This window comes from Acidovorax sp. MR-S7 (assembly GCF_000400995.2).
Taxonomy (GTDB): domain Bacteria; phylum Pseudomonadota; class Gammaproteobacteria; order Burkholderiales; family Burkholderiaceae_C; genus MR-S7.
Window position 1 is genome coordinate 23,779 of sequence record NZ_DF238897.1, and the last position, 19,072, is coordinate 42,850.

Here is a 19,072-nt window from a genome sequence, read left to right on the forward strand (position 1 = left end):
TGCCGCCCAGGTGACCAACCATGGCTGAAATCAAGAACTACTCCCTGAACTTCGGTCCGCAGCACCCTGCCGCGCACGGCGTGCTGCGACTGGTGCTGGAGCTCGACGGCGAGGTCGTGCAGCGTGCCGACCCGCACATCGGCCTGCTGCATCGCGCCACCGAGAAGCTCGCCGAGAGCAAGACCTATATCCAGTCGCTGCCCTACATGGACCGTCTCGACTACGTGTCCATGATGTGCAACGAGCAGGCCTATTGCCTGGCCATCGAGAAACTGCTGGGCATCGAAGTGCCGCTGCGCGCGAAGTACATCCGCACGATGTTCGGCGAGATCACGCGTCTCTTGAACCACCTGATGTGGCTGGGGTCGCACGGCAATGACTGCGGCAGCTCCACGATCCTGATCTACACCTTCCGCGAGCGCGAAGACCTGTTCGACATGTACGAGGCCGTCTCCGGCGCGCGCATGCATGCGGCCTACTTCCGCCCGGGCGGCGTGTACCGCGACCTGCCCGACAGCATGCCGCAGTACAAGGTCAGCAAGGTCAAGAACGCGCGGGCCATCGAGGAGCTCAACCGCAACCGCCAGGGCTCGCTGCTGGACTTCATCGACGACTTCACCCAGCGCTTCCCCAAGTGCGTCGACGAATACGAGACGCTGCTGACCGACAACCGCATCTGGAAGCAGCGCACGGTGGGCATCGGCGTGGTGCCGCCCGAGCGCGCGCTCAATCTCGGCATGACCGGCCCCATGCTGCGCGGCTCCGGCATCGCCTGGGACCTGCGCAAGAAGCAGCCCTACGATGCCTACGACCGCGTGGAGTTCGACATTCCCGTGGGTGTGACCGGCGACAGCTACGATCGCTACCTCGTGCGCGTGAACGAGATGCGCGAGTCCAACCGCATCGTCAAGCAATGCGTGGACTGGCTGCGTGCGAACCCAGGTCCGGTCATCACCGACAACCACAAGGTAGCGCCGCCTTCCCGCGAATCCATGAAGTCGAACATGGAAGAGCTGATCCACCATTTCAAGCTCTTCACCGAAGGTTTCCGCGTGCCGGCGGGCGAAGCCTATGCCGCCGTGGAGCACCCCAAGGGCGAATTCGGCATCTACATGGTGAGCGATGGCGCCAACAAGCCCTACCGCTTGAAGATCCGTGCGCCGGGCTTCGTGCACTTGGCTACGCTCGACGAAATGGCGCGCGGCCACATGCTGGCCGATGCCGTGGCCATCATCGGCACCATGGATATCGTGTTCGGAGAGATTGACCGATGATTACCGAAGCGACCAAGCAACGTTTCGCCCGCGAAGTGGCCAAATACCCTGCCGATCAGAAGCAGTCGGCCGTGATGGCCTGCCTGTCCATCGTGCAGCAGGAGCAGGGTTGGGTCAGCGCCGAGAGCGAGGCCGTGATCGCCGACTACCTGGGCATGCCTCAGATCGCCGTGCACGAGGTCACGACCTTCTACAACATGTACAACCAGCAGCCGGTGGGCAAGTACAAGCTTGCCGTCTGCACTAACCTGCCATGCCAGCTGCGCCGGGGGCAGGACGCGCTGCACCACCTGGAGCACAAGCTGGGCATCGCCATGGGCGAGACCACGGCGGACGGCTTGTTCACGCTGCAGCAATGCGAATGCCTGGGCGCCTGCGCCGATGCGCCCGTGATGCTGGTCAACGACCGCAGCATGTGCAGCTTCATGGACGACGAGAAACTCGACCAGCTTGTGGACGGCCTGCGCGCCGCGGAGGGGCAGGCATGACCACGGCCGCACAGATCCTGTCCCAATTCCAGGCGACGGGCGTACAGACCTGCTTCCACGATCGCCATGTCAGCCCGCAGATCTATGCGGGCCTGGACGGCAGCAACTGGAGCATCAAGGACTATGAGGCGCGCGGCGGCTACCAGGCGCTGCGCAAGCTGCTCGGCAGGGACGGCGGCGAGGGCATGACGCAGGACCAGGTCATCGCCACCGTCAAGGAGTCGGGACTGCGCGGCCGGGGCGGTGCAGGCTTTCCCACGGGCCTGAAGTGGAGCTTCATGCCCCGCCAGTTCCCCGGGCAGAAGTACCTGGTGTGCAATTCGGACGAGGGCGAGCCGGGCACATGCAAGGACCGCGACATCCTGATGTACAACCCGCACATCGTGATCGAGGGCATGATCATCGCAGCGTATGCGATGGGCATCTCCGTCGGGTACAACTACATTCACGGCGAGATTTTCCAGGTCTACGAGCGTTTCGAGGCTGCCCTGGAAGAGGCGCGTGCGGCGGGCTATCTGGGCGACAACATCCTGGGCAGCAGCTTCAGCTTCCAGCTCCACGCCCACCACGGCTTCGGCGCCTACATCTGCGGCGAGGAAACCGCATTGCTGGAATCGCTCGAAGGCAAGAAGGGCCAGCCGCGCTTCAAGCCGCCATTCCCTGCCAGTTTCGGCCTCTACGGCAAGCCCACCACGATCAACAACACCGAAACCTTCGCGGCCGTTCCCTGGATCATCCGCAACGGCGGGCAGGCCTACCTGGAGTGTGGCAAGCCCAACAACGGCGGCACCAAGATCTTCTCCGTTTCCGGCGACGTGGAGCGCCCGGGCAACTACGAGATTCCGCTGGGCACGCCTTTCGCCAAGCTGCTGGAGCTGGCGGGCGGTGTGCGCAAGGGGCGCCAGCTCAAGGCCGTGATCCCGGGCGGCTCCTCCGCGCCCGTATTGCCGGCGTCCATCATCATGGAATGCACGATGGACTACGACTCCATCGCCAAGGCAGGGTCCATGCTGGGTTCGGGCGCCGTCATCGTGATGGACGATTCCCGCAGCATGGTCGAGAGCCTGCTGCGCTTGTCGTACTTCTACCAGCATGAATCCTGCGGCCAATGCACGCCTTGCCGCGAGGGCACCGGCTGGATGTGGCGCGTAGTCCATCGCATCCAGCACGGCGAAGGTCGCGGAGGCGATCTGGACCTGCTCAACTCCGTGGCCGACAACATCCAGGGGCGCACCATCTGCGCGCTGGGCGATGCCGCCGCGATGCCGGTGCGCGCGATGATCAAGCACTTCCGTCCGGAGTTCGAGGCGCTGATCCGCAATGCCGCCTCCCAGGGTTCCGCTGCCGCCGGCGCCTGAACGCGAGTAAAGCAATATGGTTGAAATCGAACTGGACGGGCAGAAGGTAGAGGTCACCGAGGGTTGCATGGTGATGCATGCAGCCGAGAAGGCCGGCACCTACATTCCCCATTTCTGCTACCACAAGAAGCTCTCCATCGCCGCCAACTGCCGCATGTGCCTGGTAGAGGTGGAGAAGGCGCCCAAGCCCTTGCCTGCCTGCGCCACGCCGGTCACGCAAGGCATGATCGTGCGCACCAAGAGCGAGAAGGCCATCAAGGCCCAGCAGTCGGTGATGGAGTTCCTGCTCATCAACCACCCGCTGGACTGCCCGATCTGCGACCAGGGCGGCGAGTGCCAGTTGCAGGATCTGGCCGTGGGTTATGGCGGCAGCGCTTCGCGCTATGGCGAGGAAAAGCGTGTCGTGGTGCACAAGGACGTGGGGCCGCTGATTTCCATGGAGGAGATGAGCCGTTGCATCCACTGCACACGCTGCGTGCGCTTCGGCCAGGAGATCGCCGGCGTGATGGAACTCGGCATGGTCAACCGTGGCGAGCACTCCGAGATCACCACGGTGATCGGCGACACGGTCGATTCCGAGCTGTCGGGCAACATGATCGACTTGTGCCCGGTGGGTGCATTGACCAGCAAGCCTTTCCGCTACAGTGCCCGCACGTGGGAGCTGTCGCGCCGCAAGTCCGTGAGCCCGCACGATTCCACTGGCGCCAACCTGATCGTCCAGGTCAAGAACCACAAGGTGATGCGTGTCGTCCCGCTCGAGAACGAGGACGTGAACGAGTGCTGGATCGCTGACCGTGATCGCTTCTCCTACGAGGCACTGAACTCCGAAGACCGCCTGACGCGCCCCATGCTCAAGCAGGGCGGCGAGTGGAAGGAAGTGGATTGGCAGACTGCGCTGGAATACGTCGCCAACGGTCTGCAGGGTGTCAAGGCCGAGCATGGCGCGCAGAGCATTGGCGCCCTGGTGAGTCCCCACAGCACGCTGGAAGAGCTGTTCCTGGCATCCAGGCTCGTGCGCGGCCTCGGTAGCGACAACATCGACCACCGCCTGCGCCACGCCGACTTCACTCCGGCAGACGGCGTGCGTTGGCTGGGCACGACCATTGCATCGCTGAGCACCTTGCAGTCCGTGCTGGTCGTGGGCTCCAACCTGCGCAAGGACCATCCGCTGTTTGCGCAGCGGATCCGCCAGGCGGCCCGCAAGGGGTGCTCGGTGAATGCGATCAATAGCACGGCTTATGACTGGGCCATGCCGGTGGCGCAGTCGCTGGTGGCTCCCGCATCCGGCTGGGCCCGGGCTCTGGCCCAGGTGGCGGCTGCCGTGGGCGAAGCCAAGGGGATCGCCGTTCCCGACCAGGAAGCAGGCAACATTGGCGACGCAGCGCGTGCCGTGGCTGCTTCGCTGCTGTCGGGCGAGCGCAAGGCTATTTTGTTGGGCAACGGTGCGGCGCACCACGCGCAGGCGTCGAGCCTGCTTGCGCTGGCGCAATGGATCGGTGCCCAGACCGGCGCGACCGTGGGTTATCTCACCGAGGCGGCCAATACCGTGGGTGCGCAGTTTGTCGGCGCGCAGCCGCTGCAGGGCGGCTTGCATGCGGCCCAGATGCTGGGCGGTGGCCTGAAGGCCGCACTGTTGCTCAATATCGAGCCCGAGCACGATTCTGCCCCCGGGGCGGCTGCCGCGCGAGGGCTGGCCCAGGCGGAAATGGTCGTGACCCTGAGCCCCTTCAAGACCAACCTGGAATTCAGCGACGTGCTGCTGCCCATCGCTCCGTTCTCCGAAACCTCCGGCAGTTTCGTGAATGCCGAAGGGCGGCTACAGAGTTTCCATGCGGTGGTCAAGCCTGCAGGCGAGGCGCGCCCTGCGTGGAAGGTGCTGCGCGTCCTGGGCAATCTCCTGGGCATGGAGGGCATGGACTACGAGGCGTCCCAGGACGTGCTGGCCGCTGCCACGGGCAAACCGGCGGGAGACGTCACCCAATTGCCTGCCGAGTGCCTGAGCAATGCCACCAGCGCCGACATCCAGATGTCGGTGGAATGCGCAGAGCCGGTGGTTGCCGGCATCTATCAGCTCGACAGCCTGGTGCGCCGCGCACCGTCGCTGCAATTGACCGCCGACGCGCGGACGGCACGTGAAGGAGCCGCAGCATGATCGACGCCCTCTACAACGGAGGCCTGAACCTGGTCGCGGCCGGCTGGTGGACCGGCGTGGTGTGGCCAGTCCTCTGGAACCTGATCAAGATCGTCTGCATCGTCGCGCCGCTGATGGGGGCGGTGGCTTATCTGACGCTATGGGAGCGCAAGCTGCTCGGCTTCATGCAGGTGCGCTTCGGGCCCAACCGCGTGGGGCCCTTCGGCCTGCTGCAGCCGTTGGCCGACGGCCTCAAGCTGATCACCAAGGAACTGATCCAGCCCACGGCCGCCGCCAAGGGGCTGTTCTATCTCGGCCCCGTGATGGCCATCATGCCGGCCTTGGCTGCCTGGGTGGCCATTCCCTTCGGGCCCGACGTGGCGCTGGCCAATGTCAACGCAGGCCTGCTGCTCATCATGGCCATCACCTCCATCGAGGTGTATGGCGTGATCATCGCAGGCTGGGCATCCAACTCCAAGTACGCCTTCCTGGGCGCCCTGCGCGCCTCGGCGCAGATGGTGAGCTACGAAATCGCCATGGGCTTCTGCTTCCTGGTGGTGATCATGGTGTCGGGCAGCATGAACCTGACGGACATCGTGCTGGGCCAGGGCCACGGGACGATGGCGGGCATGGGCCTGAATTTCCTGTCCTGGAACTGGCTGCCCCTGCTGCCGATCTTCCTGGTCTACCTGATTTCCGGCGTGGCGGAGGTGAACCGCCATCCCTTCGACGTGGTGGAAGGTGAAGCCGAGATCGTGGCCGGCCACATGGTCGAGTACTCCGGCATGGGCTTCGCCGTCTTCTTCCTGGCCGAATACGCCAGCATGTGGCTGGTGTCCATCCTGGCGGTGATCATGTTCCTCGGCGGCTGGCTGCCTCCCATTGAGGTCCTGGCATTCATCCCGGGCTGGATCTGGCTGGGCATCAAGACCTTCCTGGTGGTGTCCATGTTCATCTGGATCCGCGCCACATTCCCGCGCTTCCGCTATGACCAGATCATGCGTCTGGGCTGGAAGATCTTCATTCCGGTCACCCTGGTGTGGCTGCTGATCGTGGGCGCCTGGCTGCTGTCGCCCTGGAACATCTGGAAATAAGCGGGGACATCCATGGCTGCTATCGCTGCTCCTGCATCTTTCTCCATCAAGGACTTCTTCAAGAGCTTCATGCTCTGGGAACTCGCCAAGGGCATGGCCCTGACGGGGCGCTACACCTTCCGCCGCAAGGTGACGGTGGAATTCCCCGAGGAAAAGACACCTCTTTCGCCGCGCTTCCGCGGCCTGCATGCACTGCGCCGTTACGACAACGGCGAGGAGCGCTGCATCGCCTGCAAGCTCTGCGAGGCTGTCTGCCCGGCACTGGCGATCACCATCGAATCCGACGTGCGTGCCGACGGCTCCCGCCGCACAACGCGCTACGACATCGACCTGACCAAATGCATCTTCTGCGGCTTCTGCGAGGAAAGCTGCCCGGTGGACTCCATCGTGGAGACGCAGATCTTCGAGTACCACGGTGAAAAGCGTGGTGACCTGTATTTCACCAAGGACATGCTGCTGGCCGTCGGTGACCGCTACGAACCCGAGATCGCTGCCGCCAAGGCGGCGGATGCCAAGTACCGTTGATCGGGCCTTCAAGCCTGAACTTTTGAAAAGACCCGATTCATGGACGCCAAGACCGGTTTCTTCTATCTGTTCTCGGTAGTGCTGCTGTATGCGGCCTTCCGGGTGATCACGGCGCGCAATCCCGTGCACGCCGTGCTGCATCTGATTCTTGCCTTTTCGCAAGCCGCGGGCGTGTGGCTGCTGCTGAAGGCCGAATTCCTCGCCATCACACTGGTGCTCGTCTACCTGGGTGCGGTGATGGTGCTGTTCCTTTTCGTCGTGATGATGCTGGACATCCGTATCGACGCGATGCGGCGAGGCTTCTGGAAGCACTTCCCCCTGGCAGCCTTCATCGGTGCCCTGATCGCCTTCGAAATGGCCGCCGTGCTGATGACCGGTTTCCGGGGCATGGAAGAGCCCAAGGCCGTGGCTGCCGTAGTCGATGCCGCGGGCAAGGTCGTGCCGTACTCCAACACCAAGGCCCTGGGCAAGCTGCTCTATACCGAGTACATCTATCCCGTGGAAGTGGCGGCCGTGATTTTGCTGGTGGCCATGATCGCCGCCATTGCGCTCACGCTGCGCGAGCGCAAGGATTCCAAGGCGATCAACCCCGCGGAGCAGGTGCGCGTGCGCGCCAGCGACCGCGTGGTGATCGTCAACATGCCCGTCACCCAGGCGCCTGCTGCACAGGCAACTGGCGAGGAGAGCAAGCAATGACACTGACGCTGGGACATTTCCTCTCGCTGGGCGCGATGCTGTTCGCCATGGCGGTGATCGGCATCTTCCTGAACCGCAAGAACCTGATCGTCCTGCTCATGGCGATCGAGCTGATGCTGCTGGCCGTGAACATCAATTTCGTGGCCTTCTCGCACTACCTGGGCGACATGCACGGGCAGGTGTTCGTGTTCTTCATCCTGACAGTGGCGGCAGCCGAGTCTGCCATCGGCCTGGCCATCCTGGTGCTGCTGTTCCGTAACAAGTCCAGCATCAACGCGGACGAACTCAACACCCTCAAGGGTTGAGGCCTCCCGGTACTTGCAAGGTTCTCAAGAATGAGTCAAACCCTTTCTGCTTCGACCCTGCTGGCGGTGCCCCTCGCGCCGCTTGCGGGCTCCGCGCTCGCTGGTATCTTCGGCACGGCGTTCGGTGGCAACCGGATCGGCCGCCGCCTCTCCCACACGCTGACCATCCTGGGCGTGCTGGTGGCCTTCGTGCTGTCGGCCATGACGCTCAAGAGCGTTGCCCTGGAGGGCGCGCGCTTCAACGAAACCATCTACACGTGGATGGTGGTGGGCGGCCTGAAGATGGAAGTCGGCTTCCTCATCGACAGCCTGACCGCCATGATGATGTGCGTGGTGACGTTCGTCTCGCTCATGGTGCACATCTACACGATCGGCTACATGGAGGAGGACGAGGGCTACAACCGTTTCTTCTCCTATATTTCGCTGTTCACTTTCTCGATGCTCATGCTGGTCATGAGCAACAACCTGCTGCAGCTGTTCTTCGGCTGGGAGGCCGTGGGCCTGGTGTCCTACCTGCTGATCGGTTTCTGGTTCAACAAGCAGACGGCGATCTTCGCGAACATGAAGGCTTTCCTGGTCAACCGCGTGGGCGACTTCGGCTTCATCCTCGGCATCGGCCTGATCGCAGCGTATGCGGGCACATTCAACTACAGCGAGATCTTCGCCAAGGCGGGCGAGCTGGGCAGCATCGGCTTTCCTGGCACCGACTGGATGCTGATCACCGTGATCTGCATCTGCCTGTTCATCGGGGCAATGGGCAAGTCTGCGCAATTCCCGCTGCACGTGTGGCTGCCCGATTCGATGGAAGGCCCGACCCCGATCTCCGCGCTGATCCACGCCGCCACCATGGTGACAGCCGGCATCTTCATGGTCTCGCGCATGTCGCCGCTGTTCGAGCTGTCCGACACGGCGCTGAACTTCATCCTTGTGATCGGCGCGATCACGGCCCTGTTCATGGGCTTTCTCGGCATCATCCAGAACGACATCAAGCGCGTGGTGGCGTACTCCACGCTGTCGCAGCTCGGCTACATGACCGTGGCGCTGGGTGCGTCGGCCTATTCGGTGGCCGTGTTCCACTTGATGACGCACGCCTTCTTCAAGGCATTGCTGTTCCTCGGCGCGGGTTCCGTGATCATGGGCATGCACCACAACCAGGACATCCGCTGGATGGGCGGCGTGCGCAAGTACATGCCCATCACCTGGATCACATCGCTGCTGGGTTCGCTCGCGCTGATCGGCACGCCGCTGTTCTCGGGCTTCTATTCCAAGGACAGCATCATCGAGGCCGTGCACGCCAGCACGCTGCCCGCCGCAGGCTTCGCACACTTCGCCGTGCTGGCAGGTGTATTCGTGACGGCGTTCTACTCGTTCCGCATGTATTTCCTGGTCTTCCATGGCAAGGAACGCTACGACCAGAACCCCGACGCGCACCATGACGACCACCACGGCGACCACCACGGCCATGACGCCAAGCCGCACGAATCCCCCTGGGTGGTGACGGTGCCGCTGATCTTGCTGGCGATCCCCTCGGTAGTCATCGGCTTCATGTACATCCAGCCGATGCTGTTCGGCGATTTCTTCAAGGACGTGATCTTCGTCGATGCGGCCAAGCATCCCGCCATGGCGGAGCTGGCCAGTATCTTCCACGGCCCGCTGGCGATGGCGGCCCACGGTCTGCAGACAGCTCCGTTCTGGCTGGCGCTGGCCGGTGTCGCGGCCTCCTATTACATGTACATGATCAACCCGGCGCTGCCTGCCGCGATCAAGCGCATCTTCCAGCCGATCTACACGCTGTTCGAGAACAAGTACTACCTCGACTGGATCAACGAGAACATCATCGCCCGCGGCGCACGCGGCCTCGGCGTCGCGCTGTGGAAGGGCGGCGACCAGGGCGTGATCGACGGCGGCATCGTGAACGGCTCGTGGAAGCTCGTGGGCCGCATCGCGGGCCTCGTGCGCTGGGTGCAGTCCGGCTACATCTACCACTATGCGCTGGTCATGATCCTGGGCGTGTTCGCGCTCATGACGTATTTCGTGTGGCTCAACAAGTAGGAGAAGAAAACAAATGGGTTTGTTGAGTCTTGCCATTTGGACGCCCATCGCGTTTGGCGTCCTTCTGCTGGCGCTCGGGCGCGATGAGCATGCGCGCGTCGTTCGCTGGCTCGCGCTGGTCGGCGCACTGATCGGCCTGGCCGTCACGGTGCCGCTCATCAGCGGTTTCGATACGGGCAGCGCCGCTGCGCAGTTCGTGGAGAAGGCGCAGTGGATCGAGCGCTTCAACGTCTACTACCACCTGGGCGTGGACGGCATCTCCATGTGGTTCGTGCCGCTGACGGCGTTCATCACCGTCATCGTGGTCATCGCTTCCTGGGAGTCGATCACCGAGCGCGTGAACCAGTATATGGGTGCGTTCCTGATCCTGTCGGGCCTGATGATCGGCGTGTTCAGCGCGCTCGACGGCATGCTGTTCTACGTGTTCTTCGAGGCCACGCTGATCCCCATGTACCTGATCATCGGTATCTGGGGCGGTCCAAACAAGATCTATGCCGCGTTCAAGTTCTTCCTGTACACGCTGCTGGGCTCGCTGCTGACGCTGATCGCGTTCATCTACCTTTACAACCAGTCGGGCGGCAGCTTCGACATCGCCACCTGGCACAAGCTGCCGCTGTCCGCGACGGCGCAAACCCTGCTGTTCTTCGCGTTCTTCGCTGCGTTCGCGGTGAAGGTGCCGATGTGGCCGGTGCACACCTGGCTGCCGGATGTGCACGTGGAGGCGCCCACGGGCGGCTCCGCCGTGCTGGCCGCCATCATGCTGAAGCTGGGTGCCTATGGCTTCCTGCGCTTCTCCATGCCGATCGCTCCCGACGCGGCCCACAAATGGGCCTGGCTGATGATCACCCTGTCCCTGGTCGCGGTGATCTACGTGGGCTTGGTGGCCATGGTGCAGAAGGACATGAAGAAGCTGGTGGCGTATTCGTCGGTGGCGCACATGGGGTTCGTCACGCTGGGCTTCTTCGTGTTCAACGATCTGGGCGTGTCCGGCGGTCTGGTGCAGATGATCGCCCACGGCTTCGTGTCCGGCGCGATGTTCCTGTGCATCGGCGTGCTCTACGACCGCGTGCATTCGCGGGAGATCGCCTCCTATGGCGGCGTGGTCAATACCATGCCCCGCTTCGCCGCGTTCGCGCTGCTGTTCGCCATGGCCAACTGCGGCCTGCCCGCGACGGCCGGATTCGTGGGCGAATGGATGGTGATCATCGCCGCGGTGAAGTTCGACTTCTGGATCGGCCTGGGCGCCGGCACAGCGCTGATCCTGGGCGCCAGCTACACGCTCTGGATGTACAAGCGCGTCTACCTGGGCCCGGTCGCCAACGACGACGTGCGCGGCCTCAGCGACATCAATTCCCGAGAGTTCCTCGTGCTGGCGCTTCTGGCGATCGCCGTGCTGTACATGGGCATCTATCCCAAGCCCTTCACCGATGTGATGGACGCGTCCGTCGCGGAGCTGCTCAAGCACGTGGCGCAGTCCAAGCTCCACTGACCAGACTGAACCGAGAGATACGAGATGATTGACAACATCAGCTGGCTGGCGATTTACCCCGAGATCGTGCTGCTGGTCATGGCATGCGTGATCGCCCTGGTGGACCTGGGCGTCACCAGCCCGCGGCGCACGGGCACCTATGTGCTGACCATGCTCACGCTCGCCGTGGTCGCCGTGCTGCAGGCCATGTACGCCAGCAGCGGCAACACTTTCTACGGCTGGGGGAACATGGTGGTGAGCGACGCCATGGGCAACTGGCTCAAGTGCTTCGCCACGGTGGCCATGATGGTCACGCTGGTCTACGGCCGTCCCTATGCAGCGGACCGTGACATGCTGCGCGGCGGCGAGCTGTTCACGCTGTGCATGCTGGCGCTGCTGGGCATCTTCGTGATGATCTCGGCCAACAACTTCCTGGTGATCTACCTGGGGCTGGAACTGCTCACGCTGTCGAGCTATGCGCTCGTGGCGCTGCGCCGTGACAACGTGACCGCGACCGAAGCGGCGATGAAGTACTTCGTGCTCGGCGCCATGGCCAGCGGTTTCCTGCTCTATGGCCTGTCCATGCTGTACGGCGCCACGGGTTCCCTGGATATCGGCCAGGTGTTCAAGGCGATCAATGCAGGTCAGATCCGCCACCAGGTGCTGGTGTTCGGCCTGGTGTTCGTCGTGGCGGGGCTGGCATTCAAGCTGGGCGTGGTGCCTTTCCACATGTGGATTCCCGACGTGTACCAGGGCGCTCCCACGGCCGTGACGCTGGTTATCGGCGGCGCCCCCAAGCTGGCGGCGTTCGCCATGGCGATCCGCCTGCTCGTGGACGGGCTGCTGCCGCTGGCCATCGACTGGCAGCAGATGCTGGCCGTCCTGGCCATCGGATCGCTGCTGGTGGGCAACCTGGCCGCCATCATGCAGACCAACCTCAAGCGCATGCTGGCGTATTCGACCATTTCGCAGATGGGCTTCGTGCTGCTGGGGTTGATGTCGGGCGTGGTGCACGGCAACGTGGATGCCAATGCCGTCGAGAACGCCTATAGCTCCGCCATGTTCTACGTGGTGACCTATGTGCTGACCACGCTGGCGGCGTTCGGCGTGATCCTGCTGCTGGCCCGCGAAGGCTTTGAAAGCGAAGAGATCTCCGACTTCGCCGGGCTCAACCAGCGCAGCCCTCTCTATGCCGGCGTGATGGCCGTGTGCCTGTTCTCCATGGCAGGCATCCCGCCGCTGGTGGGCTTCTATGCCAAGCTGGCGGTGCTGCAGGCGCTCGTGGCCTCGGGCCAGGCCTTCCACATCGGTCTGGCCGTGTTCGCGGTGATGATGTCGCTCATCGGCGCCTTCTACTACCTGCGCGTCGTGAAGGTGATGTATTTCGATGCGCCCCTCACTGCCACGAGCGTTTCGGCCCCGCTGGACGTGCGCATGGTGTTGACCGTGAACGGCGCGCTGGTGCTGATCCTGGGCCTGCTGCCGGGCGGCCTGATGTCCCTGTGCGCCGACGCCATCGTGCGCGCGCTGGCGACCTGATCCATCGGCGCGCGCCGCATGTCGCAGACGGCAGCCATCTGGCTCGTTATCGTGGCCGCCCTGGTGGCGGCCAATCTGCCATTTCTGACCGAGCGCTGGCTGCTGGTGGGGCCGCGCGTGCGTGCCGCGAAGCCCCTGGCCCTGCGCCTGTTGGAACTGGTGCTGCTGTACTTCGTGGTGGGCGGCATTGCGCTGCTGATCGAGAAGCGCGCGGGGCAGATCGCGGCCCAGGGCTGGGAGTTCTATGCCGTCACGGCGACCTTGTTCCTCACCCTGGCCTTTCCCGGATTCGTCTACCGCTACCTGATGCGCCGAGGAGGCGGGGGCGCTGCGGCGGATTGACGGAGCGCTGGCATGAAGGTCCTCGACCTGCTCTGTCCCCTGGGCCACGCGTTCGAAGGCTGGTTTGCATCTGAAGATGATTTCCAGAGCCAGCACGCGCGTGGGCTCGTGCAATGCCCCCTGTGCGGTAGCGGGGAGATCCGCAAGGGGCTGAGTGCACCGCGCCTGAATCTCCGTGCGTCAGCGGATGCGCCCCCGGAGGCGCTGCCTGCGTCCTCCAGTGCCGACGCCGCCGCTGTTCCCTCTCCGCAGGCACTGCAGGCGGCGTGGCTGCAGATGGCGCGACGCATCATCGCCGGGACCGAGGATGTGGGCAGCCGTTTTGCTGCCGAGGCACGGCGCATGCACTATGGCGAGGTCGAGGAGCGCGGCATCCGTGGACAGGCCTCGGCGCAGGAAACCGCGGAATTGCTGGACGAGGGCATTGCCGTTCTGCCCCTGTTGCTGCCCGAGGCTGCCAAGGAGCCGTTGCAATAGCCCTGTGCGCAGTGCGCGTCAAGGCGAGGGCAGCCCGAAGCGCTCGGCAAATGGCGCCGCGAAAGCCGGCGTGCCGCTGATGGACAAGGACAGTGTCACGCGCTCGCCGGCCTGGACTGATGGCGGAGCGCGCAGAAGATGCGCTCCAGGGTCATAGGCAAGAGGCTGCAGGGCATGGTCGCCGCGCTCGCATTGCAGGTCGTAGTCCCAGAGCCCGCCGTCATCCAGAGAGCCGCGCTGCTCGCCGAATTCTGCGCAGGCCCAGGCCAGCAGGGTCGTGATCTCTCGCAACAGTTCGGGCAGGCGCTCGGCTGTGGCGCTGGCCAGCGCGTCCCATGTGCAGGTGCCCTCGTTGTCTTCGCTGTAATCGAATTCCAGAAAATGCAATGCCATGATGAGGAAGAAAAAACCATGCTTGGAGTGAAAGAGGACGCTTCCCTTACGGCGTTGAAGGTGCGGAACCTGTGCTTCGGCTTTGCGGCTCGGCCCCTGTTCACGGACTGGAATGCGGATTTTCCTGCAGGGCTGTCGCTGATTCTCGGCGGCGAAGGTGTGGGCAAGACCAGCCTGTTGCGCCTGTTGGCCGGGGAATGTGCACCGCAGTCGGGCACCGTGACATACCAGGGCCCGGGTGCTGGCGTGCAGGACCTTTTAGGCTGCGAACTGGTGTTCTGGCGCGACCCGCGCACGCCATGGCGCGATGTCACGCCGCAAGGCTGGATGGACGGCCAGCGCGCGCAGTACCCCGCATGGTGCGACAGTGCCTGGCGGAGGCATGTGTCCGGCTTCGGACTGGAGCCGCACTTGCACAAGTCCATGCACCAGCTTTCAACCGGCAGCCAGCGCAAGGTGCTGCTGGCGGCAGCGCTGGCCAGCGGTGCGCCTCTGACCTTGCTGGATGAGCCCGAGGCGGCGCTGGACCGGCCTTCCATCGCCTATCTGCGGGCTGCGCTGGTGGAGGCGGTGAGCGATCCCCGCCGGCCCGCGCGGGCGGTGATCGTGGCCCACTACGACACACTGGGCTCGCTGCCCTGGCGGCACATCGTCGAACTGAAGGAATAAACTCCACGCCTTCTGACCTCGGGAGCCCTGCCGTGGATGCCCTGCTTTTCGCCCCCGTCGCCGTGGCCATCGCGCTCACGCCCGGCCCCAACAATTTCTGCGGACTCAACAATGGCATCCGTGCGGGCGTCGGGGCCGCGCTGCTGGCCACCGTGGGCCGGGTGGCGGCATTCGCCATCTTCCTCACCATCTCGGCCATCGGGCTGGGGGCCATGCTCCTTGCGTCCGAGGCCGCGTTCACGGCCGTGAAATGGGCCGGGGCCGTCTACCTGTTCTGGATCGGCTGGCGCGCCTGGCGCAGCCGCGAATTCGGCGGCGCTGCGCTGGCCGAGGGGGCAGAGGCCGCAGTCCGCGCGGCGGCGCCCGTGTCCGTGCGCGCGATGGCCTTGCAGGAGTTCCTGCTGGGCATTACCAACCCCAAGGCGATCATCCTGTTCGCTGCCATCTTTCCGCAGTTCATCGATCCGGCGCAGCCTGCAGCCCGTCAGTTCGTGGTGCTGGGGGCGGTCTATCTGATGGCGGAATTCGTTTCCACCGCGGTGTATGCAGCCTGCGGGCTGCAGATCCGCCGCGTGATCCGCACGCAGCGTGGCGTGGTGCGGCTGAACCGGGCGACGGGCGGGTTCTTCATGGGAGCGGGCGGCCTGCTGCTGGCCACCCACCGCTGAAGTCTAGCAGGGCAGGGGGCGCGTGCCGCCCCCTTCCTGCGGCGCAGGTCTGGGTCAGACCACGCCTTGCGCCATCATGGCGTCGGCCACCTTCACGAAGCCTGCCACGTTGGCGCCGTCCACATAGCTCACGCTGCCATCGGCGCGCTTGCCGTATTGCAGGCAGGCGGTGTGGATGCTGCGCATGATCTGCAGCAGGCGGCCGTCGACTTCCTCGCGGGGCCATGACAGGCGCAGGGCATTCTGGCTCATTTCCAGGCCCGAGGTCGCCACGCCGCCGGCATTGCTGGCCTTGCCCGGCGCGTAGAGCACGCCAGCGGCTTCGAAGGCCTTGGCGGCCTCGATGGTCGATGGCATGTTGGCGCCTTCGGCCACGCAGACCACGCCGTTCTTGATGAGGGTCGCGGCGTCCTTTTCGTCCAGCTCGTTCTGCGTGGCGCAGGGCAGGGCCACGTCCACGGGCACGTGCCAGGGGCGCACGCCGGCCTCGAACTTCACGCCGGTGCGCTGCGCGTAGTCGCTCACGCGGCCGTAGTGGTGGTTCTTCACGTCCATCAGGATGGCCAGCTTCTCGGGGGTGAAGCCGTCCTCGTCGATGATGGTGCCGCTGGAGTCGGACACGGTGATGACCTTGGCGCCCAGTTCCATGGCCTTCTCGACCGCGTACTGCGCCACGTTGCCGGAGCCGGAGACGGACACGCGCAGGCCGTCGAACGACTTGCCGCGGGTCTTGAGCATCTCGTCGGCGAAGTAGACGGTGCCGTAGCCCGTGGCCTCGGGGCGGATCAGCGAGCCGCCGAACGACAGGCCCTTGCCCGTGAACACGCTGGCGGCGTTGTTGGCCAGTTTCTTGTACATGCCGGCCATGAAGCCGACCTCGCGGCCGCCCACGCCGATGTCGCCGGCCGGCACGTCGGTGTCGGGGCCCACGTGGCGGTACAGCTCGGTCACGAAGGCCTGGCAGAAGCGCATGACTTCAGCGGGGCTCTTGCCCTTGGGATCGAAGTCCGAGCCGCCCTTGCCGCCGCCCATGGGCAGCGTGGTCAGCGCGTTCTTGAAGGTCTGCTCGAAGGCCAGGAATTTCAGCACCGAGAGGTTCACCGACGGGTGGAAGCGCAGGCCGCCCTTGTAGGGGCCGACGGCCATGCTGTGCTGGATGCGGTAGCCGCGGTTGACATGCACATTGCCGTGGTCGTCGAACCAGGAGACGCGGAACATCACCACGCGCTCGGGTTCCACCAGGCGTTCCAGCAGCGCTTGATCGGCGTAGCGCGGGTGCTTTTCGATGAACGGCCAAAGGCTTTCCATCACCTCCGTCACGGCTTGGAGGTATTCGGGCTGGCCGGGGTTGCGCTGGGCGACCTGTTCAAGGAATTGGCCCACGGACTGGTGCTTCATAGAAGGACTTTCTGCTCTGGAAATGGACAAATGCGGCAATGCAGCATCGAATTATGCCAAAAAGACATGCGGTTATGCACCTGTTTGGTGAGTGGTGTCCGGCCTTGGTGCGGCCGTGCACACCCATGCGCTGCTCCGCACCACGGCAGTGCCATGGGTGCGGACCATCATCACGGGCAGGGGAAAGGGGCCACGCCATAGCCTGCACGGCGTGCGCAAAGCAGGGAGGAGGTCAGCGCCCGCGCAGGAAAAGCGCGTCGAGCTCTTTCATCGTGAGCTGGCGCCAGGTGGGGCGCCCGTGGTTGCACTGGTCGGAGCGCTCCGTCACTTCCATCTGGCGTAACAGGGCGTTCATCTCGTCCAGCGTGAGGCGGCGATTGGCGCGCACCGCGCCGTGGCAGGCCATGGTGCCCAGGATCTCGCTCTGCGCACGCTGTACCACGGTGCTCGCGTCGTGCGCGGCCAGTTCGGCGAGCACGCTGCGCGCCAGCTCCACCGGATTGCCCTGCGCCAGTGTGGTGGGGACGGCGCGCACGGCCAGGGTGCGCGGCGAGAAAGGGGCGATCTCCAGCCCCAGCATGTCCAGCGTGTCGCCATGGGCCTCGGCGGTGGCCACCTCCTCGGGAGTGGCGGCGAAGGTGGCGGGAATCAGCAGCGGCTGGCTGGCGATGCGCGCGCCGCTGTCCACCTGGGACTTGAGGCGCTCGTAGACGATGCGTTCATGGGCCGCGTGCATGTCCACCACGACGAGGCCTTGCGTGCTCTCGGCCAGGATGTACACGCCATGGATCTGCGCCACGGCGCGGCCCAGCGGCCAGGCAGACGCCTCGTCCTGCACGGCAGGGAGTGAAACGCCGGCCGGCCACGCTGCGGCAGCCTCGCGCTGCGACGCGCCGGCCGGTGCGGGCGCCACGTCCTCGGCAGTAGCCGCCGGCGGCGCGGAGGGGGACCACAGCGCCTGCAGGTCGGATACCTTGTGGCCGGCGGGATTATCGAATTTGATAGCTGCTTGCGCTTGCCAGATGGGCGTTTGCGGCCTATTTGATGTGTATTCCGGCGCTGCCGGGACTGGCGTGCCGCCGGGGGATTCTGCGGCAGCGGCCAGCGCCTGTGCGCGGGGCGCAGCCAGCGCGTTCTCCACGGCGTGGCGCACGGCCTGGTGCACCTCGCGGCTGTCGCGGAAGCGCACTTCGATCTTGGTGGGGTGCACGTTCACGTCCACCCGCTGCGGGTCGATGCGCACATAGAGCGCATACACGGGCTGCCGCTGGCCGTGCAGGACGTCCTCGTAGGCGCTGCGGGCCGCATGGGTGAGCACCTTGTCGCGCACGAAGCGGCCGTTCACATAGCAGAACTGCTGGTCGGCGCGCGAGCGGGCGGTATCGGGCAGGCCCGCGCGGCCGGTCACGGTGACATGGCCCGTGCGCTGGTGCACGGCCACGGAGTCGCGCAGGAAATCGTCGCCCAGCACGTCGGCCAGGCGTCGGTTCAGCGCCTCGCGCAGTGCGCTCTCATCGGCAGGCGCATCGGGTGCCAGCGTGGCGCGCCACTGCTCGACCAGCTTTCCCTCGTGCCAGATGGCGAAGCCCACGTCCGGCCGCGCCAGCGCGTGGCGGCGCACGGCCTCGATGCAGTGGGCGAGTTCGGTGGCGTCGGTCTTGAGGAACTTGCGCCGCGCGGGGGTGGAGAAGAACAGCTCCTTCACCTCCACGGTCGTCCCCTGGCCGCGTGCGGCAGGGCGCAGCTCGCCTGTCGGGGCGTGCAGCAGGAAGGCGCTGGGCTGCTGCGCGGTGCGCGAGAGCAGCGACATCTCCGACACCGACGCGATGGCCGCCAGCGCTTCGCCGCGAAAGCCCATGGTGGCGACGGACTCCAGGTCGTCCAGGCTGGCGATCTTGCTGGTGGCGTGGCGGCGCAGGGCTACGGGCAGCTCGTCCTGGGGAATGCCGGCGCCGTCGTCCTCCACGGAGATCAGGCGCACGCCGCCCGCGGACAGGCGCACGGTGATGGCAGTGGCCCCGGCGTCCAGCGCGTTGTCCACCAGCTCCCGCACGGCGGAGGCTGGGCGCTCGACCACTTCGCCTGCCGCAATCTGGCTGATGAGCTCGTCGGGCAGGTCGCGAATGGGGCGGCGGGAAGGAGAGGTCGGTGCGGGCGCGTTCACCGGTGCATTCTATGCAGCGTGGCCAGGCCCG

The 19,072-nt window shown here is 65.0% G+C and carries 18 protein-coding genes; 15 read left to right on the forward strand and 3 right to left on the reverse strand.

The genetic code is table 11. The features are described 5' to 3' along the window. Positions 1 to 20 precede the first annotated feature (20 nt). The 13 genes from AVS7_RS02375 to AVS7_RS02435 are packed head-to-tail and all read left to right on the forward strand — an operon-like array spanning position 21 to position 13,749. Positions 21 to 1,274: an NADH-quinone oxidoreductase subunit D gene (locus tag AVS7_RS02375; protein ID WP_020226911.1), complete on the forward strand. Its 1,254-nt coding sequence runs from the start codon at positions 21 to 23 to the stop codon at positions 1,272 to 1,274. Beyond that, positions 1,271 to 1,762 carry an NADH-quinone oxidoreductase subunit NuoE gene (gene nuoE / locus AVS7_RS02380; protein ID WP_020226912.1) on the forward strand — a complete coding sequence of 164 codons (492 nt, stop codon included), beginning with the start codon at positions 1,271 to 1,273 and terminating at the stop codon, positions 1,760 to 1,762. Before AVS7_RS02375 ends, nuoE begins: the two co-directional genes overlap by 4 nt. Beyond that, positions 1,759 to 3,120 (forward strand): NADH-quinone oxidoreductase subunit NuoF, encoded by a 1,362-nt coding sequence (gene nuoF / locus AVS7_RS02385; protein ID WP_020226913.1) that lies wholly within the window; start codon positions 1,759 to 1,761, stop codon positions 3,118 to 3,120. The genes nuoE and nuoF overlap by 4 nt, the downstream gene beginning before the upstream one ends. A 16-nt stretch (positions 3,121 to 3,136) precedes the next feature. Next, entirely contained in the window at positions 3,137 to 5,272 is a 2,136-nt protein-coding gene (gene nuoG, locus AVS7_RS02390; RefSeq protein WP_020226914.1) for an NADH-quinone oxidoreductase subunit NuoG, read from the forward strand. Next, positions 5,269 to 6,345: an NADH-quinone oxidoreductase subunit NuoH gene (gene nuoH / locus AVS7_RS02395; protein ID WP_020226915.1), complete on the forward strand. Its 1,077-nt coding sequence runs from the start codon at positions 5,269 to 5,271 to the stop codon at positions 6,343 to 6,345. Before nuoG ends, nuoH begins: the two co-directional genes overlap by 4 nt. A gap of 12 nt (positions 6,346 to 6,357) precedes the next feature. Beyond that, on the forward strand, positions 6,358 to 6,870 hold the full coding sequence (nuoI, locus tag AVS7_RS02400) for an NADH-quinone oxidoreductase subunit NuoI (RefSeq protein WP_020226916.1): 513 nt from the start codon (positions 6,358 to 6,360) through the stop codon (positions 6,868 to 6,870). Positions 6,871 to 6,909: 39 nt separating this feature from the next. Next, complete coding sequence (locus tag AVS7_RS02405) at positions 6,910 to 7,566, forward strand: NADH-quinone oxidoreductase subunit J (RefSeq protein ID WP_020226917.1); 657 nt, start codon at positions 6,910 to 6,912, stop codon at positions 7,564 to 7,566. Then, the gene (nuoK, locus tag AVS7_RS02410) at positions 7,563 to 7,871 is read left to right on the forward strand and encodes an NADH-quinone oxidoreductase subunit NuoK (RefSeq protein WP_020226918.1); all 309 of its coding nucleotides are present in this window, start codon (positions 7,563 to 7,565) and stop codon (positions 7,869 to 7,871) included. Before AVS7_RS02405 ends, nuoK begins: the two co-directional genes overlap by 4 nt. Before the next feature lie 30 nt (positions 7,872 to 7,901). Then, positions 7,902 to 9,923 (forward strand): NADH-quinone oxidoreductase subunit L, encoded by a 2,022-nt coding sequence (nuoL, locus tag AVS7_RS02415; RefSeq protein WP_024000825.1) that lies wholly within the window; start codon positions 7,902 to 7,904, stop codon positions 9,921 to 9,923. 13 nt (positions 9,924 to 9,936) lie between these two features. Continuing rightward, positions 9,937 to 11,412: an NADH-quinone oxidoreductase subunit M gene (locus tag AVS7_RS02420; protein WP_024000827.1), complete on the forward strand. Its 1,476-nt coding sequence runs from the start codon at positions 9,937 to 9,939 to the stop codon at positions 11,410 to 11,412. 24 nt (positions 11,413 to 11,436) lie between these two features. Next, on the forward strand, positions 11,437 to 12,930 hold the full coding sequence (gene nuoN, locus AVS7_RS02425; protein WP_020226921.1) for an NADH-quinone oxidoreductase subunit NuoN: 1,494 nt from the start codon (positions 11,437 to 11,439) through the stop codon (positions 12,928 to 12,930). A gap of 18 nt (positions 12,931 to 12,948) precedes the next feature. Further along, positions 12,949 to 13,272, forward strand: a complete 324-nt coding sequence (locus AVS7_RS02430) for a DUF2818 family protein (RefSeq protein ID WP_020226922.1) — start codon at positions 12,949 to 12,951, stop codon at positions 13,270 to 13,272. Between the two features lie 12 nt (positions 13,273 to 13,284). Further along, a complete protein-coding gene (locus AVS7_RS02435; RefSeq protein WP_020226923.1) occupies positions 13,285 to 13,749 on the forward strand; it encodes a DUF1178 family protein in 465 nt (154 codons plus the stop codon). A gap of 18 nt (positions 13,750 to 13,767) precedes the next feature. Here AVS7_RS02435 and AVS7_RS02440 read toward each other — a convergent pair whose 3' ends face one another. Further along, a complete protein-coding gene (locus AVS7_RS02440; protein ID WP_020226924.1) occupies positions 13,768 to 14,142 on the reverse strand; it encodes a hypothetical protein in 375 nt (124 codons plus the stop codon). An 18-nt stretch (positions 14,143 to 14,160) separates the two neighbouring features. On the opposite strand from AVS7_RS02440, the gene AVS7_RS02445 reads away from it, so the two are divergent. Together AVS7_RS02445 and AVS7_RS02450 are read left to right on the forward strand one after the other, a co-directional pair. After that, entirely contained in the window at positions 14,161 to 14,811 is a 651-nt protein-coding gene (locus tag AVS7_RS02445) for an ATP-binding cassette domain-containing protein (RefSeq protein ID WP_024000828.1), read from the forward strand. A 32-nt stretch (positions 14,812 to 14,843) separates the two neighbouring features. Continuing rightward, positions 14,844 to 15,479 (forward strand): LysE family translocator, encoded by a 636-nt coding sequence (locus AVS7_RS02450; RefSeq protein WP_020226926.1) that lies wholly within the window; start codon positions 14,844 to 14,846, stop codon positions 15,477 to 15,479. 54 nt (positions 15,480 to 15,533) lie between these two features. Here the strand turns inward: AVS7_RS02450 and gdhA are convergent, their stop codons facing one another. After that, positions 15,534 to 16,877: an NADP-specific glutamate dehydrogenase gene (gene gdhA, locus AVS7_RS02455; protein ID WP_020226927.1), complete on the reverse strand. Its 1,344-nt coding sequence runs from the start codon at positions 16,875 to 16,877 to the stop codon at positions 15,534 to 15,536. Between the two features lie 232 nt (positions 16,878 to 17,109). After that, the gene (gene mutL / locus AVS7_RS02460) at positions 17,110 to 19,041 is read right to left on the reverse strand and encodes a DNA mismatch repair endonuclease MutL (protein ID WP_020226928.1); all 1,932 of its coding nucleotides are present in this window, start codon (positions 19,039 to 19,041) and stop codon (positions 17,110 to 17,112) included. Positions 19,042 to 19,072: the final 31 nt, after the last annotated feature.

Excerpts from the sequence above, each read along its gene's own strand:
- AVS7_RS02375 (WP_020226911.1), top strand. The coding sequence starts at position 21 with ATGGCTGAAATCAAGAACTACTCCCTGAACTTCGGTCCGCAGCACCCT.
- nuoE (WP_020226912.1), top strand. The coding sequence starts at position 1,271 with ATGATTACCGAAGCGACCAAGCAACGTTTCGCCCGCGAAGTGGCCAAA.
- nuoF (WP_020226913.1), top strand. The coding sequence starts at position 1,759 with ATGACCACGGCCGCACAGATCCTGTCCCAATTCCAGGCGACGGGCGTA.
- nuoG (WP_020226914.1), top strand. The coding sequence starts at position 3,137 with ATGGTTGAAATCGAACTGGACGGGCAGAAGGTAGAGGTCACCGAGGGT.
- nuoH (WP_020226915.1), top strand. The coding sequence starts at position 5,269 with ATGATCGACGCCCTCTACAACGGAGGCCTGAACCTGGTCGCGGCCGGC.
- nuoI (WP_020226916.1), top strand. The coding sequence starts at position 6,358 with ATGGCTGCTATCGCTGCTCCTGCATCTTTCTCCATCAAGGACTTCTTC.
- AVS7_RS02405 (WP_020226917.1), top strand. The coding sequence starts at position 6,910 with ATGGACGCCAAGACCGGTTTCTTCTATCTGTTCTCGGTAGTGCTGCTG.
- nuoK (WP_020226918.1), top strand. The coding sequence starts at position 7,563 with ATGACACTGACGCTGGGACATTTCCTCTCGCTGGGCGCGATGCTGTTC.
- nuoL (WP_024000825.1), top strand. The coding sequence starts at position 7,902 with ATGAGTCAAACCCTTTCTGCTTCGACCCTGCTGGCGGTGCCCCTCGCG.
- AVS7_RS02420 (WP_024000827.1), top strand. The coding sequence starts at position 9,937 with ATGGGTTTGTTGAGTCTTGCCATTTGGACGCCCATCGCGTTTGGCGTC.
- nuoN (WP_020226921.1), top strand. The coding sequence starts at position 11,437 with ATGATTGACAACATCAGCTGGCTGGCGATTTACCCCGAGATCGTGCTG.
- AVS7_RS02430 (WP_020226922.1), top strand. The coding sequence starts at position 12,949 with ATGTCGCAGACGGCAGCCATCTGGCTCGTTATCGTGGCCGCCCTGGTG.
- AVS7_RS02435 (WP_020226923.1), top strand. The coding sequence starts at position 13,285 with ATGAAGGTCCTCGACCTGCTCTGTCCCCTGGGCCACGCGTTCGAAGGC.
- AVS7_RS02440 (WP_020226924.1), bottom strand. The coding sequence starts at position 14,142 with ATGGCATTGCATTTTCTGGAATTCGATTACAGCGAAGACAACGAGGGC.
- AVS7_RS02445 (WP_024000828.1), top strand. The coding sequence starts at position 14,161 with ATGCTTGGAGTGAAAGAGGACGCTTCCCTTACGGCGTTGAAGGTGCGG.
- gdhA (WP_020226927.1), bottom strand. The coding sequence starts at position 16,877 with ATGAAGCACCAGTCCGTGGGCCAATTCCTTGAACAGGTCGCCCAGCGC.